The sequence below is a fragment of the Mesobacillus maritimus genome (assembly GCF_044803185.1).
GTDB lineage: Bacteria > Bacillota > Bacilli > Bacillales > Cytobacillaceae > Mesobacillus_B > Mesobacillus_B maritimus_B.
The window spans coordinates 1,887,482-1,909,704 of sequence record NZ_CP085225.1 but is presented as its reverse complement, the minus strand read 5'-3'; the positions used below and the strand labels follow the sequence as shown (position 1 = coordinate 1,909,704).

The 22,223-nt window shown below is 40.1% G+C and carries 15 protein-coding genes and 1 pseudogene; all 16 read right to left on the bottom strand.

The window, feature by feature from the left end:
- Window positions 1-412 precede the first annotated feature (412 nt).
- Window positions 413-1,507 (bottom strand): hypothetical protein, encoded by a 1,095-nt coding sequence (locus LG336_RS09045; RefSeq protein WP_404332249.1) that lies wholly within the window; start codon window positions 1,505-1,507, stop codon window positions 413-415.
- Between the two features lie 135 nt (window positions 1,508-1,642).
- On the bottom strand, window positions 1,643-1,807 hold the full coding sequence (locus LG336_RS09040; protein ID WP_404332248.1) for a hypothetical protein: 165 nt from the start codon (window positions 1,805-1,807) through the stop codon (window positions 1,643-1,645).
- Window positions 1,808-1,878: 71 nt separating this feature from the next.
- Window positions 1,879-2,622 (bottom strand): hypothetical protein, encoded by a 744-nt coding sequence (locus tag LG336_RS09035; RefSeq protein ID WP_404332247.1) that lies wholly within the window; start codon window positions 2,620-2,622, stop codon window positions 1,879-1,881.
- Window positions 2,615-6,400 carry a DEAD/DEAH box helicase gene (locus tag LG336_RS09030; protein ID WP_404332246.1) on the bottom strand — a complete coding sequence of 1,262 codons (3,786 nt, stop codon included), beginning with the start codon at window positions 6,398-6,400 and terminating at the stop codon, window positions 2,615-2,617. The genes LG336_RS09035 and LG336_RS09030 overlap by 8 nt, the downstream gene beginning before the upstream one ends.
- A gap of 366 nt (window positions 6,401-6,766) precedes the next feature.
- Window positions 6,767-8,236 (bottom strand): annotated as a pseudogene (locus LG336_RS09025) (IS1182 family transposase); the annotation flags it as partial.
- Window positions 8,237-8,912: 676 nt separating this feature from the next.
- A complete protein-coding gene (gene glf, locus LG336_RS09020) occupies window positions 8,913-10,025 on the bottom strand; it encodes a UDP-galactopyranose mutase (RefSeq protein WP_404332245.1) in 1,113 nt (370 codons plus the stop codon).
- A gap of 114 nt (window positions 10,026-10,139) precedes the next feature.
- On the bottom strand, window positions 10,140-11,156 hold the full coding sequence (locus LG336_RS09015; protein ID WP_404332244.1) for a glycosyltransferase family 2 protein: 1,017 nt from the start codon (window positions 11,154-11,156) through the stop codon (window positions 10,140-10,142).
- Between the two features lie 20 nt (window positions 11,157-11,176).
- Entirely contained in the window at window positions 11,177-11,809 is a 633-nt protein-coding gene (locus tag LG336_RS09010) for a hypothetical protein (RefSeq protein ID WP_404332243.1), read from the bottom strand.
- A 6-nt stretch (window positions 11,810-11,815) separates the two neighbouring features.
- Complete coding sequence (locus tag LG336_RS09005; protein ID WP_404332242.1) at window positions 11,816-14,263, bottom strand: beta-glucosidase; 2,448 nt, start codon at window positions 14,261-14,263, stop codon at window positions 11,816-11,818.
- A gap of 92 nt (window positions 14,264-14,355) precedes the next feature.
- Entirely contained in the window at window positions 14,356-17,217 is a 2,862-nt protein-coding gene (locus LG336_RS09000) for a glycoside hydrolase family 3 C-terminal domain-containing protein (protein WP_404332241.1), read from the bottom strand.
- Between the two features lie 273 nt (window positions 17,218-17,490).
- Window positions 17,491-18,117, bottom strand: a complete 627-nt coding sequence (locus LG336_RS08995) for an ATP-binding protein (protein ID WP_404332240.1) — start codon at window positions 18,115-18,117, stop codon at window positions 17,491-17,493.
- 71 nt (window positions 18,118-18,188) lie between these two features.
- Entirely contained in the window at window positions 18,189-18,797 is a 609-nt protein-coding gene (locus LG336_RS08990) for a hypothetical protein (protein ID WP_404332239.1), read from the bottom strand.
- A complete protein-coding gene (locus tag LG336_RS08985; RefSeq protein WP_404332238.1) occupies window positions 18,794-19,507 on the bottom strand; it encodes a LytR/AlgR family response regulator transcription factor in 714 nt (237 codons plus the stop codon). Before LG336_RS08985 ends, LG336_RS08990 begins: the two co-directional genes overlap by 4 nt.
- Window positions 19,508-20,040: 533 nt before the next feature.
- Complete coding sequence (locus LG336_RS08980; RefSeq protein WP_404332237.1) at window positions 20,041-20,763, bottom strand: cytochrome c biogenesis CcdA family protein; 723 nt, start codon at window positions 20,761-20,763, stop codon at window positions 20,041-20,043.
- Between the two features lie 99 nt (window positions 20,764-20,862).
- Window positions 20,863-20,988 carry a hypothetical protein gene (locus LG336_RS08975; RefSeq protein WP_404332236.1) on the bottom strand — a complete coding sequence of 42 codons (126 nt, stop codon included), beginning with the start codon at window positions 20,986-20,988 and terminating at the stop codon, window positions 20,863-20,865.
- Window positions 20,989-21,061: 73 nt separating this feature from the next.
- Window positions 21,062-22,177 (bottom strand): tRNA 2-thiouridine(34) synthase MnmA, encoded by a 1,116-nt coding sequence (gene mnmA / locus LG336_RS08970; RefSeq protein ID WP_404332235.1) that lies wholly within the window; start codon window positions 22,175-22,177, stop codon window positions 21,062-21,064.
- Window positions 22,178-22,223 lie beyond the last annotated feature (46 nt).

Below are 22,223 nucleotides of genomic sequence, written 5' to 3'. Positions count from 1 at the left end.
AGGTTTGCCGCTCGCTTCCTTCAGATTCCGCGTCACCACGGACACCCTTGCGTTAAGCTACTGCTACTTCTGCCTTCACAGTTCGGGACTTGCACCCTATAGACTGGACCCATGCTGGGCGCACTAAAAAATCCCCTGTTCCAAATTGCAACAGGGGATTTTTGTATTTAGTGATCTAAAAGGAGGGCCACAGTAGAAGGCTCTTCCCACTTTAGTCTTCACTCCGAAATAACCGGAAAACTCCCAAACTCCTTCTTCATCTCCCGAAACATAATCACACCATGCCCTCTCTTAAGCTCAAAATCTAGCCAATTTTCGTGACAGTTCAATGGGGTTTGCTGAAAGGTGTTGGTAAAGAATTCGATGGCCTCTTGCTCGCTGTAAGCATAGATAAAGACAAAGTCCCCATGCTCTACACTATTTTTTGTGCAGCTTCTTCGCTTTGGTTGTATTCTTCTTTTTGAATCCTCTTCATTCGAATTGGTGCGTAAATTAATACAGCAATCAGGACCAATCCTAGATAACCAATCAGCGGGTAGAAGTAACTAACAAGATCTGTGAACCCGACGAAACTAGCGGCAAATGCCACAATCATGGTTCCAACGAAAAACTTTTTAAAATTTGGAGTTCCCACCTTGGAGAAACGAGCCACAAAGGAGTAGAACATGCTGATCGCTGTACTGAAAATCATCGCAAATAGAACGATCGACATAATGGTGCCAAGGACAGGTGAAAGATTATTAACAATCCTTAGCATCGGCATGTCCATGCCTGCAACACTTTCAATCTTTGAAAAAATAGCCAGATGGCTCACCAGGATGAGAATGCCAAGCCCGATTCCTCCGACCAAACCACCTAATGCCGCTGTTCTTCTGTTGTTTTCCGCTCCACCCATCACGATGGCCATCGATGCCCCTACCGCCGTGTTAAAGGACACATAATTGATGCCAGAAATAAACCAATTTGGCAAAGTAGTCGGCTGCTCCTGGGCGATAGAATCCAAAGCGGCGAATGATCCATCCATATTCATGAAACTATAGATAGAAATAATAGCGACAAATAAAATCAAAAATGGGGTAATTCCGCCAATGATTCCTACCACACGGTCAACCTTCAACATTCCGGTCAGAAGGATAAGAAGCGTCATAACACTTGTTCCCACAATGACAGGAACACCAAATTGCTGATTCAAGTTTGACCCAGCACCCGCTATCATCACAACGCCTACACCAAACAAAGTAAAGATTAGAATATAATCGATAATGGCCCCTAAATACCTGCCGCTAATTTTATAGATAACATCTTTATGTGATGAGGTGTTCATGCTGCTGCCCAGCCATACAAGCGTCATCCCAGCAAAGGCAAATAAAGCGGTCGCAACCACAGCACCAAAGATTCCCATAAAACCAAAACTAGTAAAATATTGGAGAACCTCCTGCCCCGAAGCAAATCCAGCGCCTACAATCACTCCAATAAAAGCACTCCCAATTTTCAGAACTCTTTTCATAAAATCCCCCCTCAAGTTGTCCATTTGTTCAGTATATAGTAAAAATTCGTACGGGTCACGGGGGTTCTGCTGACTCATAAAAGCATGGGGACGGATTTGCTGCTTCAAGAGAAGCAGCAAATCCGTCCCGTCATTTTATAGTCCGCCACAGTTGGGAGGTGTATGATTCTGATCGCCCTCCGCGAAATCGCAGCCTTCTGCCACGGATTCCAGCCCGTAGCCTGTATCGCTGATCTCATATGACTGTTCATTTTTGGCCTTTTCTTGGTTTCTTTCGGTTTTTTCTTTAGAATCTCTCATTGCTTACCTCCAGAGTTTTTATGGGTAGTTTTCTCTAAGAGGAATATCCTATTCGTACGATGGAGATTCATTCAAATGAGGCTCTTCCGCCATTCCAGACGTTCCTTTTCTTCTATCTGCTTTTCCAGCGTTTCATCCCAGCGCCCAAGCCAATGATTCCAGACACGCGCGTAATAGATGTCCTGTTCCTTATTATATAAAAGGAATTCCAGACAGGGAACGTGCTCAACCTCCTGCTGATCAAAGCTATTAACAGCTCCCACAACGGTTTGGAATCCGTCTTCGTCCACTCCAGTATCCCTTTCGGCGAGAACCTGTAAAATTTGGTCCTCGTCTATAAGATTGTCATCATCAGCATACCGGTAAAGGGGCAGCTCTACATTACCTTCAGGCAAAAGCTCGGTCATCCCTGGCCAAATCTCATCGTGGAGCGGGCTGTAGGAAAGCTCTGCCGACTCTTCTTTCAATTCCTCTTCCATGATTCCAGTATTCACCTGCTCCTGCCCTTTCGAGGTCAGCTGGTAGATCCCTTTTTCCAGGGAAATTAAGCCCATTCTCTGCATTTTTTTCAGTAAATCTTCAATGAACAGTTCTTCCACTAGCAGCAGTTCAGACAAATTGGCGGCGCGCCTAATCTGGGCCTGCTTAAACGTGAGGAGCATCATCTTCATGAGAATGTCCATTTTCGATCGTTTGACGCGATGAAAGGCGACAGAATAAATGATTACCGGAATATGCCAGATATCCGCCTTCTTGATTGTGACAGCTGGATTTTCAAGTAATTTCGAGCGCAGCCGCTTTACTAATTTATCCACGTACACCGACCCTTTCTATCGTCCTCAGCCCATCCTGCTTTTTGGCGGTTTCCAGAACGTGAGTATACATTTGCTTTGCGCCCCCATGTTTCGTTCGCTCTGTAAACATTTTCGTGCTGCCAATCATCACAAGCAGCTCCCTTGCTCTCGACAAAGCCACATTCAGCCTGCGGTAGTCTTTCGCAAAACCGATGTCATCCTGCTTATGATCGTGATTACGCACCATACTTAACAGAATCACATCCATCTCCATGCCCTGGAATCGGTCCACGGTCCCGGTACGGATGGTTAAGTGTGGCAAACGCAACTCCTGTTGGAGCATGCGGTCAATTCTTTTCACTTGTTCCCCATAAAAGCTGATAACCCCAACGCTTTTCTTTTCATCCTCTTCCATTCTCCCAGCTTTCTTTGCCTCAGCCGCCGCCTTATCCAATTCCTTCAGCAAGTCGCCGATCCGCTCCAATTCAGCCGGATTATAGAGGCTTTTACCGCCTTTCATTCTTTCTTCAAAAAATACAGGCTCATTCGGCATATCCATCCAAAGGAGATGGTTATTCCGCTGAATGAGCGGCGATGACAGCTTGTGGTCGCGATCTCGATCGGATTCGGGTAAGCCGCATTGAAGCTGTTCATTTTCTTGCTTATAAAATGGCGTAATGGTTTCCATAATGTTTTCATGCATCCGGTATTGAATGGCAAGCATTGTTTTATTGCTTTGCGGCAGGTTCTTAAACAACCGCTCAAACAGCGACTCATTCAACAGTTTTTTCAATTCGGCCTTTCCTTCAAAATCTTCACTTTCCTCCGCCATTTCCTGCAAGGTTTCCTCCAGGGTATCGTTCCCCAAAAGAGGCGGCAGCTGGTGATGGTCGCCGACCAGAATCACTTTTTTTCCTTTCAGCATCGGCAACAGGAGCTCCGGCGGAGTTGCTTTTGATACTTCATCAATGATGACAACATCAAAAACAGGGTAGCTTTCAATAAAATCTTTACGGGCGGAAGCCACACATGTTGTCCCAATTACATTGGCATGCTTCACATAAAGCTTTCGGATTTCATCCAGGTCATGGTCATTTGCCTCTTCCAGTAAGGAACGCCACATTCCCTGGATGGACTGGAACAGCGGCAGTTTCTCCTTTTCCTGTTTCAGCGACTCCCGGGTAAAAGAAAGGCTCGCCAGTTTCTTTAATACCTCTTCGTGCTCCTGTTCCGGTTTTGAAGATAGGATTTCATTCAGCGGCGTCAGTTCATTTTCTTTTTCTTTAAGCATCCTGGAGAGTTCTGCAAGACGGGCTTCAATTTGGGTTTGTTTCAGCTCTGCTTCCTGCAACTGACAAGCTTCCTGTTCACGTTTTTGGCGATTGCTACCAACCCGAAGTCTTGCTGCCTCATACTGCTCTTTCTTTTTCTGGAGTTCCACCACTTTGGCTTGTTGTTGCTGCAGCAATTCCCTTGCATTTGGAATAATTTCAGATGAAACCATCATTTGTCTATGCTTGTTTTCCAATGAAGTCAGCTTGGAAGTCTGCTCGTCCTTCTCTCTCCGATATTTCTGCAGCATCATCTTGTTCTCGCCCAAAATCGGCTTAAGCTGGCTGATTAGCTCCTGTTTTAACTGCTCAATGGCTTCTTGCGCCATTTTTTTATCACTGTCATTCAGCTTTAACTTATCGGCTTTTTGCCAGATATAATATCTCCGGCCATATAGTCCCTTGAGGTATGCTCCAATCCTCTGCGGGTGAATGCTTGATTTTGCTTTCAATTCACTTCTCAGTTTGTCTAAAATCTGGTCGATTTCGATAGCCGTCGCTGCAACGGGTGCCGTGTCTTTCAATTGCTGCAGGTGTCCGAACTTCTCTCCCAACAGCTTTTCAAGATAAGAGATCGCGGAGGTTAATTTCTCATGATATTCCTTCAGCTTGTCGAGCTGTTTCATTCTTTCACGAAGATGATCGAGCCTTGAGATTACAGACTCAACCTTCAAAGACCGGGTGAAGTTTTGCTCCAGAATAATCCACTTCAAGCTGTCGATTTTTTTGGCGGCTTGTATTCTTTCTGTTAGAGCATCTTTCTGGTTGGCAACCTCTTTCCATTTTTCAAATTCAGCAGAAATCTGGTCTTTCATTTGCTTTGTTTCATTGACTTCGCCTTCAAGCTCCTGAATGTCTACACTGTCTTGCAGCTTCACAATCTCTTGCTGGATGGCTTCCAGCTCTTTTAGGATTCTTTCACCATCAGGCTCTTCAGCGAGGAATCTTTCGTCTTTTTCAAAGATGTCATTCAACAAAAGAAGCGACTGTTGTATTTTCTGGATAAGCTGCTGAACTGCCTGCTCCTCCTGTTCAGCAGCATGGATATCCTTTTTATGATGATCAATAATAGACTGAATGTCGTTAGACTCCTGCTGCGCTTTCTGTTTCGTTTCAAGTTCCGCTTCCACACGTGCAAGCTCTTGCTGGAGCCTCTCATGTTCCTGTTCATTCGCCGCCCATTCCGCTTCTATCTGTGTTTCACGTTGTTTCCGATTTTCGAATTGGCTGGAAACTTCCTTTAACGTATGGTCTTTCCAATATTGTCCGACATTTTCCTCAATGAACTTTTTGCCTTCTTCTTCAATGCTTTCCGTACGCCCGACCCGGAGAATCCGGATATCCTTATTGGCCAGCAACCGGCCAAGGGCATTGTCGACCGCCAAATTTGACTGGGAAGCAACGAGAGTTCGCAGCCCCGCCTTCGCATTTTGCAGGCAGATTTCAGAAATAACGGTTGTCTTCCCTGTTCCCGGTGGTCCCTGAATGACATATAAGTCTTCAGCACTCATAGCGCCTGTGACCGCTGCCTGCTGGAACTCGTTCAATCGATTATGAAACTGAAGATTTGCCTGCTTTTTAATCTCTTTAACCGGCGGCTTGTTTTCAAATAAAAGGCGTTCTAGCTCAGGATTCGCCGCCAAACCATTTTCCAATTGCTTAAACCCTTGCCGCAGTCTTTTCACCTGGCTTAATGTTGCAAAGTTGCTAAAAGTAACTTCCCTTGGATGCTTATCAAGCCGCTGCCTGCGGGCCTGTTCCTCCATATAACCGTGTAATTCCACCTCAACAGTGGAGGCCGAACGATTCGCTTTCAGGACTTTGCCGATATCCTGGTCGATGCCCTTAAGCTTGACACTCATATCCTTGAGCGACTGCCATTCCTTTTCATTCATCTGGCAGCCCGTTATTTTGACGCGGCTGAAATTATCGTTGAATATAAGCGCGGAATAGCGCGATGTGATATCTGGGATATCCGCGGACTGCTCCTGAATTTTCAGGTACCCTTCCCAGCTTGCAATCCGCTTTTTCACATACGTGGAACTTTCCTGGGCAACCGGCATGTTGTGAATGGAGTTCAGTAACCCATGTGAAATCGGTCCACTGCTTTGAGCATTCAAGTCAAACGCGAGATCTGCCGGAATGCGCCAATTTGACGCCAAAGGGATATGAGCCGGTCTCGTCGTCACATTCGTCGCAACAAATCGATTCGGTTTCACCAAACAATGTAGTACGACAACAAACCGATCTACCTTCTTTGCCAGCCTTTCGTTCCTCTCCATGTCAAAAAACAAGGCAGCCGAAACAAGGCCATCCGCTGATTGCGGATACTTTTCTATATAAACATAGAAGGATTTCTCCAATAAAAAAAACGATCGCTCATCTACCCCAAGCTCTCGCATTCTATCCTTTGCCTTATTGGTCAAGGTTATCGGACAACGATATATAGTTTTTTGTGTCTTTATCATGTGTCCACCTGCTTTTTAATAACAACTAAAGGTTTAAATGGTTTATTAACCAATATTAAATAGTTTAATAACTAGGTTATTATAACATATTGGATGTGGGATGGAGGGACAGGGTTATTGTTCTAATTTTCAGTGGAGGCTATGGATAGGACCCCATAATCATATCTCTTCATTGAATCCACAAAAAGCCCACCTTTCGAAGACACATGGACGGTTCGAGACCAGTGAAAAAGTAGAGGTTTTTTCGAACCCAAACCTCATTTCTTCGAAATTTTTGGCTATCTTCCAAAAAAATAAGTGAATTGACACATATTTTAAACATTAAGGGGAATTGAAGTATCAATTCCTCCTCTATTAAGTAGTTGAAGCGGATGCAAGTGTTGCAATCCGCTTCAAGTTTACTGCTATGGCAGCTAATTTAGATTGTTTGGACACACTTAATAGACCATACCCCCTGGCTCGGGAGAGGCCATGAAATCTTTTGAGCTCAGAATTCTTTCCTTCAATAGAGGCTCTCTTCCTGTATTTTTTTTTGAACTCCTCAGTCTTTTGATACTGAGAAATCTCATAAAATTCAGCTGTGTTCAATCCAACAGCAAGAATTCTTCTTGCACTCTTTTTAGCACATAAATCATGCAAAGGACAAGATTTACATTGGTTAATATCAAAATAGTATTTATACCCTGATCTTTCACCACCTTTTCTTTGAGATGTAAAATGCTTCTTTTGGACAGTTGTGTTTCCTTGACTACACATCCATTCATCAGAATCTTTATTGTAACTAAACTCACTTTCATCCAATCTATAAACAACAGCACTGACAGGAATATAGGCATTAGCTTCAAACGATGCAATATCATCCAGAATTGGTTTTCTAAAATAAGCTTTGTCCCCATAAACTTCTTTTACTGTTATTCCGGATTCTAATGTGTCATTTAACATTTCTTTAGCGTAGTTCCCATCTATATAGGCTCCATCCGCTGTACGAACAGAAGTGATAAGACGTTCATCTGTGGTCATAACAAATTCAGTTTTATATCCATAGAAATCTTGGTGCCTACTTTTACGTCCAACTCGTGCATCTTCATCAATAATGGAACGAACACCTTTTTGTTGAAGAAATTTTGGGTCACTAATAATTTCTATTGCTTTTTGGATTGTTTGATAGGTCTTTTGATCTGCAGGCGTGGACTGATTTTCAACAATATCAATAACAGTTTCTATGTAGTCTTTCATAACAGCTTTTGCTTCTTTGTGATCTTCAATCTCTTCATAGTTGGGAGCTTCAGGTAACTCACAAAGAGTTTCACCCTTTTCAACTTCAAAAGCTTGTTTAATTTTTCGGGCTAAATGTTTCATAAGTCTTTCAGGTGTTTTCTTGATAGTGTTGGCTTCAATATGAGTAGCATCAATACTAACACTGTTTCCTTTAATAAGTCCTTTTTCTACACATTGCTTAACAATAGTAGTCAAAATTTTATCTAAAGGTTTATCATCTGGGAAACGTTTTGTGCGAAACTTTGAGAGTAAACTCTTGTCTGGAAGAGTATCTTCAGGATCTAAGCCAAGAAAGAACAAATAAGCCAGGTTGTAACTGGCTTCCTCAATCAATTTCTCGTCAGAGTGATTGTATAATTCCTGAAGGAATAGGAGCTTACACATTAATTGAGGTTCTTTAGCTGGTCTTCCAAAGGTTTCGCAATAATATTCCTTTAGTAAATCATTAATAAAACTAAAATCTATTACACTAACAATTCTCCTGAGTATATGATTTTTTGGAATTTTATCGTATAATACAGAATGAAAGCTATATTGCTTTGGCTCTTGTCGAAGCATATAAAAAACCCCCTATGGTTTGGTGTCTAGTCAACATCCATTATACCATTTAGGGGGTTTTTTATGTTTTGAAAACCCAACGGTTTTCTAACTTCTACAAAAACCCAAACTTACCGGAAATTCCGAGACTTTTTCACTGTTCTCGGACGGTTCCTAGGTCCCATTCAAGTAAAAGGAGAGATGGAATGTGGCTTTACGCATTTTTTATGCTTATTACTTTCAATATAAATGATTCACTGTGGCTGAAGATATAAGTGTCATGCATTGGTAGCATTCCTTTACTTTATAATTTTTTTGTAGGCTGGATAGCGATGAGAAATATGTGTTTATGCGGGACAGACGAACCGTCCCCATGTTTCCTTTGAAAAGAATGACTCCGACATAGACATCAAACTCGATGCTACAACCGGAGAAGTCTTGGAAATAGAAGACTAAGATAGAAAAAGGGCCAGGCACATACGCGGATAGTGCCTGGCACCATCAATTTTAAACTTCTATTTTATTTATTTGAGTAACTGTGGAAACTTTGGCAACGAAACGTCGGTCCTATGTTTCTATTGCTCCTATTCTATTATCAAACATACCTAAACAGAGAACTTCCAGAAAGAAAAAGTGGAATCCGATACTGGGCATCTCCGGATTCCAACTTTTCAAAACCTATATAAAAACGAGAACACTATCTATTCTCTATAACATCTTCGGCCTTACGTAACGCCGCTTCTACAACCTGGTCCATATTATAATATTTATATTCTCCTAAACGCCCTCCGAAGATCACATTGCTTTCCTTCTCAACCAGTGTTTTATATTTTTCATACTGCGCACTGTTTTTATCATCATTGATCGGGTAATATGGTTCATCTCCTAGTTTCCACTCCACACTGTATTCCCGAGTGACGATTGTTTTCGGTTGAGTTCCGAAATCAAAATGTTTATGTTCAATGATTCGTGTATACGGTGTCTCGCGATCGGTGTAGTTTACGACCGCATTGCCTTGGAAATTGTCCTTATCCAGCACTTCTGTTTCAAACTGCAAACTTCTGTACTCGAGCACACCAAACTGATAATTAAAATAAGCATCAACAGGACCAGTGTACACGACTTTCTCTGCAAGACCATCCCAATAGCTTTTATCCTCTAAATAATCCGTATTTAGTTTTACATCAATGTCTTCAATCATTCGCTCAACCATAGCTGTATATCCGCCAATGGGGATCCCTTGATAAGGATCATTAAAATAATTATTATCGTATGTAAATCTCACCGGCAATCTACGAATAATAAAGGCTGGAATTTCTGTACAAGGACGGCCCCATTGCTTTTCTGTGTAGCCGCGAATGAGTTTTTCATATACATCTCTGCCGACGAGGTTAATCGCCTGTTCTTCCAAGTTTTTCGGGTTTTCAACGTAGCTTTCCCTTCTCTGCTGTTCAATTTTCTCCTTCGCTTCATCTGGAGTTGTAACACCCCACATTTTATTAAACGTATTCATATTAAACGGCAAATTATAGATTTCACCATAATAATTAGCAACCGGGCTATTCGTATAGCGATTGAATTCAGCAAACTGGTTCACAAACTCCCATACCTCTTTGTTGTTGGTATGGAAAATATGTGCCCCATATTTATGTACATGTATATCTTCGACTTTCTCTGTATAGATATTTCCAGCAATATGGCTCCGTTTATCAATCATGAGGCAGGATTTTCCGGCTTTTTTAGCTTGATGGGCAAACACCGCCCCATAAAGACCTGCTCCAACAATCAGAAAATCATATTTCGTTTCCATGGTCGCTATTCTCCTAATCCTTTTTATCTATTTTCCACCTATTTCTTTTTAAATATAATCTTTTTAATAGAAAACAGCTTCAGTATGAAACTGAAACTGTTTTCTCTTTGAATATTAGTTAAATCCTACAACTTTTTGTGATATTTTGTAGGCTCCTACAGAAATACTCCGTCCTGCTCGACCCGGTAAGTTCAACAATTGGCCCATCATGCCGTATCTAAGTTGATGATACAATTCATGATCCGTTTCCTTGATATATTTCCATAATTCTTTTTTCTTGTTCAAATTCTCTTCCGTGCCTGAACGAATGAGCAAAATGGCTGAAACGACCGTTACAATTTCTAGATGGTGAAGCATATATTCACGAAGCTTTTGGTCCTGAATACTGTTAATCTCAACTTGATCAATCATCAGCTTATTTACTTTAATCTGTTGGTCAATTCTTTTGATCATGACCTTTTCGTTCACCGATTGATCGTCCCTGCCAATAAAATATCGATAGAAATCTACGTTCAGATAATAGATATTTTTAACATATTCAAGTGGTTGATATACATATAGATTGTCAACATAAAAGGTATGCTTCGGAAGTTCAAGTCCGCACTCTCTGAGGATACTTGTTCGATAAATCACAGCGTGCATCAAAAGATACTGCCCTTTACGGAAACGCTTGATGTCCTTCCAAGTGAAAATTTCTCCTTCGGGAAGAACATTTTCATATTTCATCACTTTTTTATATTTTGCGCCTTCTTTTTCATAGACAAAATTGCTAATCATCATATCCACCGATTGGTCTTCCGTAGCAAATTTTGCCAAAGTATCTAAGATTTTGAGATAGGCTCTTGTATCAACCCAATCATCACTATCAACAACTTTAAAATAAGTTCCTGATGCATTTCTGATTCCTGCGTTGACCGCTTCACCATGTCCCCCATTTTCCTGATGAATCGCTTTGATAATAGTTGGATACTTTTTAGCATATTCATCAGCAATTTCTGCTGTTTGATCAACCGAGCCATCATTTACTATCAGTATCTCTACGCTTTCTCCACCAGGTAAAAGTGACTCGATGCAATACTTCATATAATCTTGTGAATTATAGCAAGGAATGACTACTGATAATAATTTCATTAAGACCCCTACCTTTATTTTTAAGCCTGTTTTTCAGGCTCTTGCTTGAAAATAATTTTAAATATTGGGAAGAAAACCCAGAATGAAATCGCGCTATTGATGACCATCGTGATCACATCTGCCGTTGTTTCCCCGACTGCGCCCATTCCCCATGTATTCATTAACAAATTATAGATTGGCGCCTTGTAGAACCCTTGTGCTGCCGCAGCACCAATTGTGATCCCAATATACGCAACAAAATACCAAAAAGCAGCTTTCCAAACGTTACTGTTGGATTTAAAGGTAATGCTTCTCTGTGCGAAAAAGTTAAGAATCTGTGCAATCGCAATAGTAATTTGAACGGCAAGGAAGTAGGCAAGCCCACCACCACCTCCGGATCCAAGGGACCCTGCAGCATAATCGAAAACATAATAAGGACTGCCATCAAAGTTTGTTCCAAACTGTAATACTTGGAAACTAGTCGTAACTAACGCTGTTTGTGCGAATATACTTTTAAAAACGGGCATCAACACAAGTTGCAACACCGTTATTCCGTTACTCAACATAAAAAACACTAGGAATTGTGCAGTATTCGGATGCTTTTCCTTATAGCTATTCCAAACATCTATTGGTTTTCGTAAGAGTTTTAACATATTTTGATTGTTGTGGCCCATACCATTTTACATCTCCTCTGCTGGCTTCGCTATGGAACTTTTCTCCTTTGTACTTTTGATCATCTTGCGTCTTTCCTTTAAAACATGTTTCACACCTTTAAAGAATTGACCATTTACGATCATCAAGATTCCATCCAACATCGGCATATTTATCACTCCACCTGTCATTCTCGCTACGCCCCTAAACGGCATATGATAGATGGACATCATGATAATATTAGCGGTGCTTCTCTTTCCGATTTTTCTTAAAAACCAGTGCGCAAACCGAATCATTTGAAACGCAAACCTTGCACTTGCTCCCTTTGCATACTGACACTGCGCAATCGTATCGTTGTACCCAAGCGGCTGCGAACGGTCCCAAGTAGCAACAGGGACCTTAAACCCTAGAAGTTGTTCGAACTCGGCTTGGCTTACGTTGTTTGCTTTTCCAGAGTAATAGGATGGAAGGTTTGTGCTGTCATACGGAAGGGGCGCTTTCGTCCCTTCTATAAAAATAGTTTCCTCCACTCGAATATCCTCAACGGACGAACCGACCCAAATTTTATAATTCGCTTCTTCGATTTCCCAATCATTCGTTTTCACGTTAAAATAACGGAATGTTTTATCATCAAAAGGAATGGTCACTGTTTTTGTCTCACCAGGTTGTAAGAATACTTTCGTAAAACCTTTTAATTCTTTTTTCGGCCTAAAAATATCTTCAGATTGACAACCAACATAAAGCTGTGCAACTTCACTTCCCGCCATACTGCCTGAGTTGGTCAAGTTAAATGTGACTCCATCTTTACTCACTTGAAGATTGGAGTATTCAAAGGTTGTATAACTTAGTCCAAATCCAAATGAAAATAATACATTTACATTTGCTGTATCATAATAGCGATAGCCAATAAACGGACCTTCACGGTATTCAACACTAACCTCTTTCCCAGGGAATTGGTAGAAAGAAGGGGTATCTTCATATTTAATTGGATAAGTCTCAGCAAGTTTTCCAGATGGATTTACTTCACCAGACAATACCCGTAGGATCGCTTTGGCGCTTGCCTGCCCGCTTAAATATCCATGAACTACCCCTTTTACTTTATCAATCCAAGGCATTTCAACTGCCGCACCAGCAGAAAGAACCACAACGATTTTTTGGTTAGTATTATATAGCGCGTTTAGTAACTCAATCTGGTTTTCTGGAATGCTCATGTTTTGTCTGTCTAACCCTTCAGCTTCCGTCACTTCATCCAAACCAATATATAAAAGAACAACATCTGCTTTTCTTGCAAGTTCGCATGCTGCATCTATTTTTTTCTGACTTTTTTTGCCGTATCGGTCAAAACCAGGTTCAAATCCAATGCTCTCAAATCCGCAATCGCCGATACAATCTAGGGTACTATCTAATTTTGTCGGGTTTACAATGGATGAACCGGCGCCTTGATAACGTGCTTCTTTCGCAAAATCTCCAATAATCGCGACTTTCTTTCCTTTTTTAATTGGCAAGATCTCTTCTTCGTTTTTCAAAAGAACGATGGATTCTTCTGCAACCTTTTGTGCAAATCGATGATGCTTTTCCTGATCAATTTCTTTATGAGTTTTCTTAAAAACTTCCTCAGTAGTAAAAATAAGATCAAGTAATCTGTCTACATTCTCATCTAATACTTCTTCTTTAATTTTACCGGTTTTAATAGCTTCGATAATTTCTTCGTTCGTCTCACCTGCCGTCGTCGGCATTTCAAGTTCATTCCCAGCAAGTAACCCTGCTACCCGGTCATTACTTCCGCCCCAATCCGTTACGACAACACCCTCATAGTTCCATTCATCCCGCAGAATATCTCGCATCAAATGCATGTTCTCATTTGTATAAGCACCATTTAACATATTGTAAGCAGACATAACCGTCTTCGTCTTGCCTTCTTTTATCGCGATTTCAAATGCAGTTAAATAGATTTCCCGTAGGGTTCTTTCATCGACAATCGTATCAATTGCCATCCGTCTTTCTTCCTGATTATTGACAGCAAAGTGCTTCACACAGGCAGAAATTCCATGTGATTGAATTCCTTTAATCATCCCTGCAGCCAGTTTACCGGCAAGATAAGGGTCTTCACTAAAATATTCAAAGTTTCTACCGGCTAGTGGGTTTCTCTTCATATTGATTCCAGGTCCAAGAAGAACGTTCACTTTCTGTGCAACTGCTTCTTCCCCTAGGTACTCCCCCATTTTCTCTCCTAGCTCTTCATTCCAACTATTTGCTACGGTTGCAGCTGTCGGGAAACAAGTTGCAGGTATACTTGCATTAAGTCCAAGATGATCTGCGGCGGCTGCTTGTTTTCGAATACCGTGTGGTCCGTCTGCGAGAAACATGTTATTGATTCCAAGACGATCTATATTTTGTGTCTGCCAAAAATCTTTACCAGACATTAGGGATGCTTTTTCTTCCAAAGTCATCTTACTAATTAAATTCTTATATTTCATCTCTAATCCTCTTCCTGTGGTTTCGGCGGTACCTCAGAATGAAGTACCGCCGATTTTTTGTTTTTATCCGTCTGACACCGTTTCGCTACTACTTAGTTTTTATTTGCAATCTTGCGAGATTTCCTGTAAATCATGATTGCTCCCACTACCAAAATGGCACCCAAGACTACATCGATAGCAATTGCCACTTTCTGCCAAGGCTTCATCCCAACCTCAACGTTGCCATCTTCATAAACCCAGCTGTTTACAACTGTATACATAATATTTTTAGAAGCATTACGCATTTGTTTAACAGAAGTCGGGTGGTTCGGGTCTTTTACATTGTTTTGCTCTCCATCAAACGTCGACAACATGGCATCGACACCATTCGCAAGTGCCATATCCGCATTCATAAAGCCATGTCCATTGTTTCGGAAAAAGTCAGTTAACGCCATCCCCTTAAAGCCCCACTCATCACGTAGAACGGTATTCATCAACTGACTGTTTTCTCCAACCCATTTGTGTCCAAGGAAATTCCAACCAACCATAAGAGCATCAACAGTACCTTCTTTTACAGATAATTCAAATGGTTTTAGGTAAATTTCACGGATCGCCTGTTCATTCGACCAGACACTAACCATCTTTCCGTTTGTATCATACAAAGCAAAATGCTTCATAAATGAGTACACACCGTAGTTTTTAGCTCCTAAAATAGTATTTGCTGCAATCTTCCCTGCAAGGACGCCATCTTCGGAGTAGTATTCATAATTTCGACCACCAAAAGGTACACGATGCGTGTTCATTGCAGGAGCGTACCAGCCTGCAACATTCATCTCCTGGGCCATTTCCCCCATGCTCTCACCATATTTAAGAGCTAATTCTTCGTTCCAAGTAGCTGCAACCACTACCGCTACAGGAAAGCCAACAGAGCCAGCCTTCGTAAAGTTATTATTTAAAGCGGCAGGTCCATCAGCATCTACCGCATTCACTTTTTCAACAGATTCAACAGCAGGAGTTTGGTAACCTGACATTGCAATTAGATGCCTCATTTCGTCGACACTCATCTGATCAAGGAGTTTCTCCCAACGTGGATCGTCATAATCTGCCCCACGTAAGTCGGCAAGAACCATTCCATTGTCAGCACCAGTCGTCGGCATTTCATCGTCATCGTTCAGATATTGTGTATGATCAAAGTTGCTGTTCAGATTGTAATCTGAAGCAAACTCCTCAGGAAGGATTAGAGATTCTGGTGCAGCAGTAGCTTCCTCAAAGTTGGCAAAACCATCTTCACGGGAAAGATACGTCACTTCACCTGCTACCTCATCAAAACGATTCGTTGCCGTTAATAGGTCACTAGAACGTCCCTCTTCGCCATCATATACAATTGGAGAATCCACAGAATAAGTTTGTTCGTCAAGAATTGTATGGGAGTTGCTGTTGATGGAGATCCGATAATCACCAGCCTCCAATACATAGGCTTTTGCTCCTTTAGAATCGTAGGATGCCATCTCCTCAACATTAAAAGTAACGGTCAAAGTCTGCGACTCGCCTGGCTCCAAAGTTTTTGTCTTATCAAAAGCCACTAAATTTGCCGAAGCCTTTTCAATCCCACCATTTGTGTAAGGCGGATTATAGAAAACCTCTACCACTTCTTTTCCGGCAACAGAACCTGTATTCGTAACGCTTACATCAAAAGTAAGGATGCCTTCATTTTCAGAAACAGGACCCATTTCTTGTGTAAACGTCGTATAACTTAGACCATGCCCAAATGGATATTGAACTGTTTCTTCATAGTTTATTAAGCCCTCTGCCGCGGCTGTCTCATAATACTTATAGCCTACATAGATGCCCTCAACATAATTTATAAATGAAGGTGCAAAAATTTCTGGTTTACCAAAATTCATACCTTCAACAGCCAAATCAGCTAAGTTCTCATAAGGTCTTTTAACCCAGTTGTTCCACCATGGAGCTTTCGTGTGATCATAAACAAACGTATCTGCTGTTTTACCAGAGGGGTTAACCTCACCGCTCATGATTTGACCTAGAGCATTAAAACCAATATTACCAGGGCCCGGAGCCCAAATAACGGATTTAATCTGACTATATTCATCAACAAAGCCAACTTCCAAAGGATTGGCACCGTTATAAACAACAACCACATTTTCGAAGTTTTCAGTAACCATCTTCACCATATCTTCTTCTGTCTGGGACAATTGAAGATAATGCTCACCGGCTGAAAAATCCTCATATTCACTAGAGTTATGGTCAAAAGCGACTTCGCCTACATCATGAGGCATGTCATTATGCCCCTCCCCAGCCATACGTGAAAGTACGACAACTGCTACATCCGAAAAATCTTTTGCACCTTGGATAAGTTCTTCTGGATAGGTATTTACAGGAGGTTCCGGTAGTGTCCAACTTTGCTTTTGAATTGACATTTCCGGTCTCTCAGAGGTGTACTCATTATAAAAAGTAGCTAAATCTTCGTTTACAGTAAATCCAGCATTTTTAAGCCCTTCTGACAAACTAACAATCGGGTAAAGTTCATTAATCCCACCAGATCCAGCTCCTCCATAAAGAGGGTTAGAAGAGGCCCACCCAAATAGGTTTATATTTGTAGTATTATTTAATGGAAGAAGACCATCATTTTCAAGCAGAACAATCCCCTCTTGAGCTACCTCTTCCGCCACCTTCATAGCTTCAGCAGAGGTCTCATCGCTAATGGTACCGCTACCAGTTGAAAGCCCAATAAGTGTGGACATCGGGCCAAAACTAATCATATTCGCAATCAGTACAGTTACAAGAACCATAGCCAGTGCAGTCTGCCCACGAACAAGAAATCTTTTCGCGGGTACCATCTTGCGACAAACGATGATAATGACAATGCCAATGACGATTGCGATTCCTAAAGCGATTAAATATGGCGCACACAATGCCAAAATCGCTAAGACATCCGCCATTTCAATTTTTAACATTCTATTTTCCTCCCTTATATCGGTTAACAGCCCACGCTATGTGAGGGCTTACATAACGATTCTTGAAATGTTTTTTCATTTTTTTATGGATAATCCCATCTGTTATCTCTCTATTTCGTTATGTGTTTGAATTGTAACACGGTTAATTTCTCCGTGAGGAACCGTCGCATAAACTGTAGGTATTTTTGCACAAACGGTATTCACCGTCCTATTTTTTTGAAAAATAAAAAGGCTTAGACATACATATTGTGTATATCCAAGCCTTATTTTTTTCTAGTTCGATAAGGGAATTAAAATGGTTAGTTCAAACCAATTGTCTTTTTGATTTACATTTACAACGCCATCATACTTCTCTACCGCATATCGAATACTCTTTAACCCATAACCATGGTAATACGAATTTTCTTTAGTTGTTGCCGGTAAATCTCCTTCAAGTTTAAGTTCCCCTTCAAAATAATTTTCAAATCGAATCATAAGAAACCCCTTTTGAGAAAATACCGAAACATGGATTAATCTTTTTTCCTTTTCTTCAATTTGTTGTTCATATTCTATTGCGTTATCTAAGGCGTTTCCAAAAATGGTACAGATATCAATGACATCCATATCGTTTAACAATGTACCGTCCGCTACACAGGTTAAGGTAATATCATTCTTGATACAATAAATGTTTTTGCTTGCAAGTACTGTATCCAACACGGTGTTCCCTGTCTTGTACTGCGCTTCATAGAATTTGATTTCATTTTCCATCTTTGTCAAAAAGGCATTCCGCTTATCTGGATCTTGTTCTGCTCTAAGAGCGATAATTTGATTTTTTAGATCATGGTACTTATAGTTTATAATGTCTATGCTTTCTTTTGATTGTTGATATTGCACATATTGGTTCTGAAGAATATTTTGCACAGCTTCTAATTCACGCCTGATTCTAAACCCATTTAATTGAATATGGTATGCATATAAGATGGCAAACCCACCTAATCGACCAAAGTACGAATATTGAGGATATCTTTAGCATAATTCCCGCTAAAAGGTGTTCTTGAAGTGACAAAACTTAAATTGCTGATGGCAAAAACCGCTAGTCCTATCACTACTGTTGACCAAAACTCCCTCTGTCTAATATTCAATTTACCTTCTTCCGGTATATGGCGTTTTTCTAACAACCAGATTAAGAAAAAGGAAAGCCCGTATATAAAAACCAAAAGAAGCAGATCATACATCCCATCAATTTTCTCACCCATTAAGAAAAAGGAATGTACCTGCCATTCTAATGATGCCACAAGTTCTGCTGCAACAAATGCCCTAATGCTGAAATAACCTGCCTCAAGAACACTGATCTCGCAACTCATATAAATAAGAGAAAACATCATCCCTATCGCTACAATCATCGTTGGAATCCAAAAAGCAATTGGTAAGTCTTTTGTCAAAACCAAATAAACAGATTGTACAATCAGAAATCCTCCTGATAGAGTTAAGAGCTTCCATCCATTGAGTCGTTTTTTTAATATCGAGATGTAAATGATACAAGCGAGCCACTCAGCCAAGGCAGTATACAATCTTGGTATATCTGGTAGGACATCGGTCATTTTATCACTTCTCCCCAATAATTAGACAAGGCTTCCATGAACGGTTTCCTTTTGTTCCGGCTTACAAGCAAGTTTTCACCTCTAACTACAGCACAGCTCTCATTCATACCTTCTACATGTTCTAAATTTATCAAATAGCCTTTATTGCTACGAAAAAAATGATCGCTTGACAATTCTTTTTCCAATTCCTTCATGGTTCCTGTCCCAACAAATTCTCCTTCTTTCGTACTAAAAACAAGCTTATGTCCTTGACTTTCTATATAATAAATATCTGAGACCTGAAGACGTTGGACTCCCCCACCTTTTAATCTTATAGTAATAAAATTCGTTTCCCGTTTTTTCATTCGATCAACAGCCCGATTCAAGCGCTCGGAAAACTGAAAATAGGAAATCGGCTTTAATACATAGTCCAATGCATCTACCGCATAACCTTTGATGGCATACTGTGCCGCATTCGTAATAAAAATGATCACAACAACAGGATCCGATTTTCTAATCTCTTCAGCTGCAGACATTCCATCCATAAAGCGCATTTGAACATCCATTAAAATGATATCAAACTCCGCCTTATAGTTTTCAACAATCTCATCACCATCAGAAAACGCTTTTATTTCAATGGTTTCACCACGTTCTTTCTCAAACCTATGAAGATATTCTATCAACTGTTCTTGGTAAATAATTTCGTCTTCGACTATTGCTATTCGTATCATGATGCAACTCCCTTAGCCTAAAATCTTCCCAATTAATCTGTTCATATATTATTTTTGACTTTTACGTAATTATGGATGATTTCAACAAATGTCCTTAAATATCAAACCCAAGAGATGAAGTACCTATAAATGAATAATAAGAAGAAAGGTCCTTAAAGAAAATTCTGATAACCAAAAAGAATATGGCTTGTTTTCAGCAATAATAATTTTAACTTAATATAACATAGTTTCAATCGTTAATTAAAAATTTCTAGGTAAGAGGAGTTTAATCGTTAAACTTGACCCTGCCTGTATTATTATCAAATATAATAAGAACAATAGGGTTGATGCAGAGTATTAATGAACCATGTATCATTCAAACACCAAAGAGACGATTACTAAAACGTAATCGTCTCTCCATTTTTCAACAGTATCCTTGTACTGCAGCTAATGACTTTGTTTAATTAGGTGTTCTTCTTTAAAATAGGTTATTTAACTGTGAATAAGTATTATTTGAAGCCAGTTATACTCATTCACTTCTGTACATCGAAATTCTAAAATCCTTGAAAATCTCCAAAAAACGGTGTTAAAAATGAATTAAAGAATGAAAATTTATCAAAAAACAATACAACTCCCATTACGATCATAATTCCACCACCAATTTTCATAAACGTACCACTGTATTTTCCTATCCACTTGAATTTAGTAATAAAAAAGGCCATTAAGAAAAACGGGATACTAAAGCCTAAAATATATGAAGTCATATACCATAGACCTTGCGATGGATTTGCGCCAACAAGCGCTAACGTTGCTGCTAATATTGGACCCATACAAGGTGTCCAGCCTAATGCAAAAGCTAGGCCAATTAATACTGTACCGATATAACCAGATGGTTTATTTTGAATGTTTAGTTTTCGGTCCTTCATCAAAAACTTTGGCTGAAATAACCCAACAGTGACTAAACCAAAGAACACGATTAAAATAGCTCCTATTTGTCGTATCAAATCACCATATTGAACATACCAGATTTCTAGTAAACTTGTACTTCCAGTAGCTCCTAATCCAAGCACTAAATAGATGATTGAAAATCCTAATAAAAAGAAAACAGTATGAAAAATGGCTTTTCGTTGGCCTCTTAATTTTCCGCTTTGTATATCTGATACACTCATTCCAGTTATATATGACAAAAACGCAGGATATAAAGGAAATACACAAGGTGAAACAAAAGCTAATAAACCTGCACCAAATGCAAGTAATATAGAAATTTCCGTCTGCATTACTTATCCCCCTTGATCCATCACATCTTTTTACAAACGTGGCACCTTACTTTAAATCCAAACGAATGTCCCGTTAGAAGTTACTACATTAAGGCTCCGTTATCTCACTCTTTTTAAATGACGTAATGCCATATCTATTTCTTTTTTAGAATATATCTTAAGTAACAATATAAGTTGTTTTCTTTCTTCTATTGAAATTGTCTTAACCTTTTCAATTTGATTCATGCCACTCTTCCCTTTTGTAGTAATTGAAATGTAGTCTTACATCACAAATAGAACAGTTAGTCTGGCTTCTAATTTACCCCACATAAGTTAATTGTTTATCGTCCCGATACACTCCGTTAATGATTCCTCCACCAAGGCATTCTTCTCCTTGATAAAAGACAACTGCTTGTCCAGGAGTTATGGCACGAATCGGTTCGTGGAAAGTGACTCTTACTTTGGAATCATCCAACACTTCTACCGTTACTTTATTGTCTTGTTGGCGATAGCGGAATTTTGCCGTACATTCAAATGTATCGAGTATCTCCCCCTTTGAAATCCAGCTTACATCATCTGCAATGATGCTATCTGAATAGAGCATTTCATGGTGGAAACCCTGTCCAACATATAGGACATTCCTTTCGATATCCTTTCCAATTACAAACCAAGGATCACCATTGCCACCAATCCCCAAGCCATGCCTTTGTCCGATTGTATAGTACATTAATCCATCATGATGTCCGACAACTTTGCCGTCGAATGTTTCCATATTCCCCTTTTGAGCAGGCAAATAACCACTTAAGAATTCTTTGAAGTTTCGTTCACCAATGAAGCAAATACCAGTGCTGTCTTTTTTGGATGCGGTAACCAGATTAGCTTCGACAGCTATTTCCCTTACGTTTTGTTTTTCCATATCGCCTATTGGGAATAACACCTTACTTAACTGTTCCTCCGTTAATTGATTTAGAAAATAAGTTTGATCCTTATTTGCATCTTTCCCTCTTAACATGTGAACTTTTCCGTTTTCTCTAACCACTCGTGCATAATGTCCAGTAGCCACATAATCGGCTCCAAGTTGAATCGCATGATCCAAAAATGCCTTGAATTTGATTTCTTTATTGCACATCACATCAGGATTCGGTGTTCTCCCTGACTTATATTCCTCCAAGAAGTAGGTGAATACCTTGTCCCAATACTGCTTTTCAAAATTTACGGAATAATAGGGGATACCCAGTTGGTTGCAGACGCGGATCACGTCATCATAGTCTTCTGTTGCTGTACAAACACCAAATTCGTCCGTATCGTCCCAGTTCTTCATGAATATTCCAATTACGTCATAGCCTTGCTCTTTTAGGAGCAGTGCAGCAACGGAAGAATCAACCCCGCCTGACATTCCCACAACTACACGTGTGTCTTTTGGTGCTTTCTCCATTTGTCTTTCTCCTTTCTTTCTGTAGTACTTTTATCAAAAACAATAA

What these genes read in the sequence shown, in the direction of transcription:
- LG336_RS09045 (WP_404332249.1), bottom strand. Translation starts at nt 1,507, where the DNA reads ATGAAAAGAGTTCTGAAAATTGGGAGTGCTTTTATTGGAGTGATTGTA.
- LG336_RS09040 (WP_404332248.1), bottom strand. Translation starts at nt 1,807, where the DNA reads ATGAGAGATTCTAAAGAAAAAACCGAAAGAAACCAAGAAAAGGCCAAA.
- LG336_RS09030 (WP_404332246.1), bottom strand. Translation starts at nt 6,400, where the DNA reads ATGATAAAGACACAAAAAACTATATATCGTTGTCCGATAACCTTGACC.
- glf (WP_404332245.1), bottom strand. Translation starts at nt 10,025, where the DNA reads ATGGAAACGAAATATGATTTTCTGATTGTTGGAGCAGGTCTTTATGGG.
- LG336_RS09015 (WP_404332244.1), bottom strand. Translation starts at nt 11,156, where the DNA reads ATGAAATTATTATCAGTAGTCATTCCTTGCTATAATTCACAAGATTAT.
- LG336_RS09010 (WP_404332243.1), bottom strand. Translation starts at nt 11,809, where the DNA reads ATGGGCCACAACAATCAAAATATGTTAAAACTCTTACGAAAACCAATA.
- LG336_RS09005 (WP_404332242.1), bottom strand. Translation starts at nt 14,263, where the DNA reads ATGAAATATAAGAATTTAATTAGTAAGATGACTTTGGAAGAAAAAGCA.
- LG336_RS09000 (WP_404332241.1), bottom strand. Translation starts at nt 17,217, where the DNA reads ATGTTAAAAATTGAAATGGCGGATGTCTTAGCGATTTTGGCATTGTGT.
- LG336_RS08990 (WP_404332239.1), bottom strand. Translation starts at nt 18,797, where the DNA reads ATGACCGATGTCCTACCAGATATACCAAGATTGTATACTGCCTTGGCT.
- LG336_RS08985 (WP_404332238.1), bottom strand. Translation starts at nt 19,507, where the DNA reads ATGATACGAATAGCAATAGTCGAAGACGAAATTATTTACCAAGAACAG.
- LG336_RS08980 (WP_404332237.1), bottom strand. Translation starts at nt 20,763, where the DNA reads ATGCAGACGGAAATTTCTATATTACTTGCATTTGGTGCAGGTTTATTA.
- LG336_RS08975 (WP_404332236.1), bottom strand. Translation starts at nt 20,988, where the DNA reads ATGAATCAAATTGAAAAGGTTAAGACAATTTCAATAGAAGAAAGAAAA.
- mnmA (WP_404332235.1), bottom strand. Translation starts at nt 22,177, where the DNA reads ATGGAGAAAGCACCAAAAGACACACGTGTAGTTGTGGGAATGTCAGGC.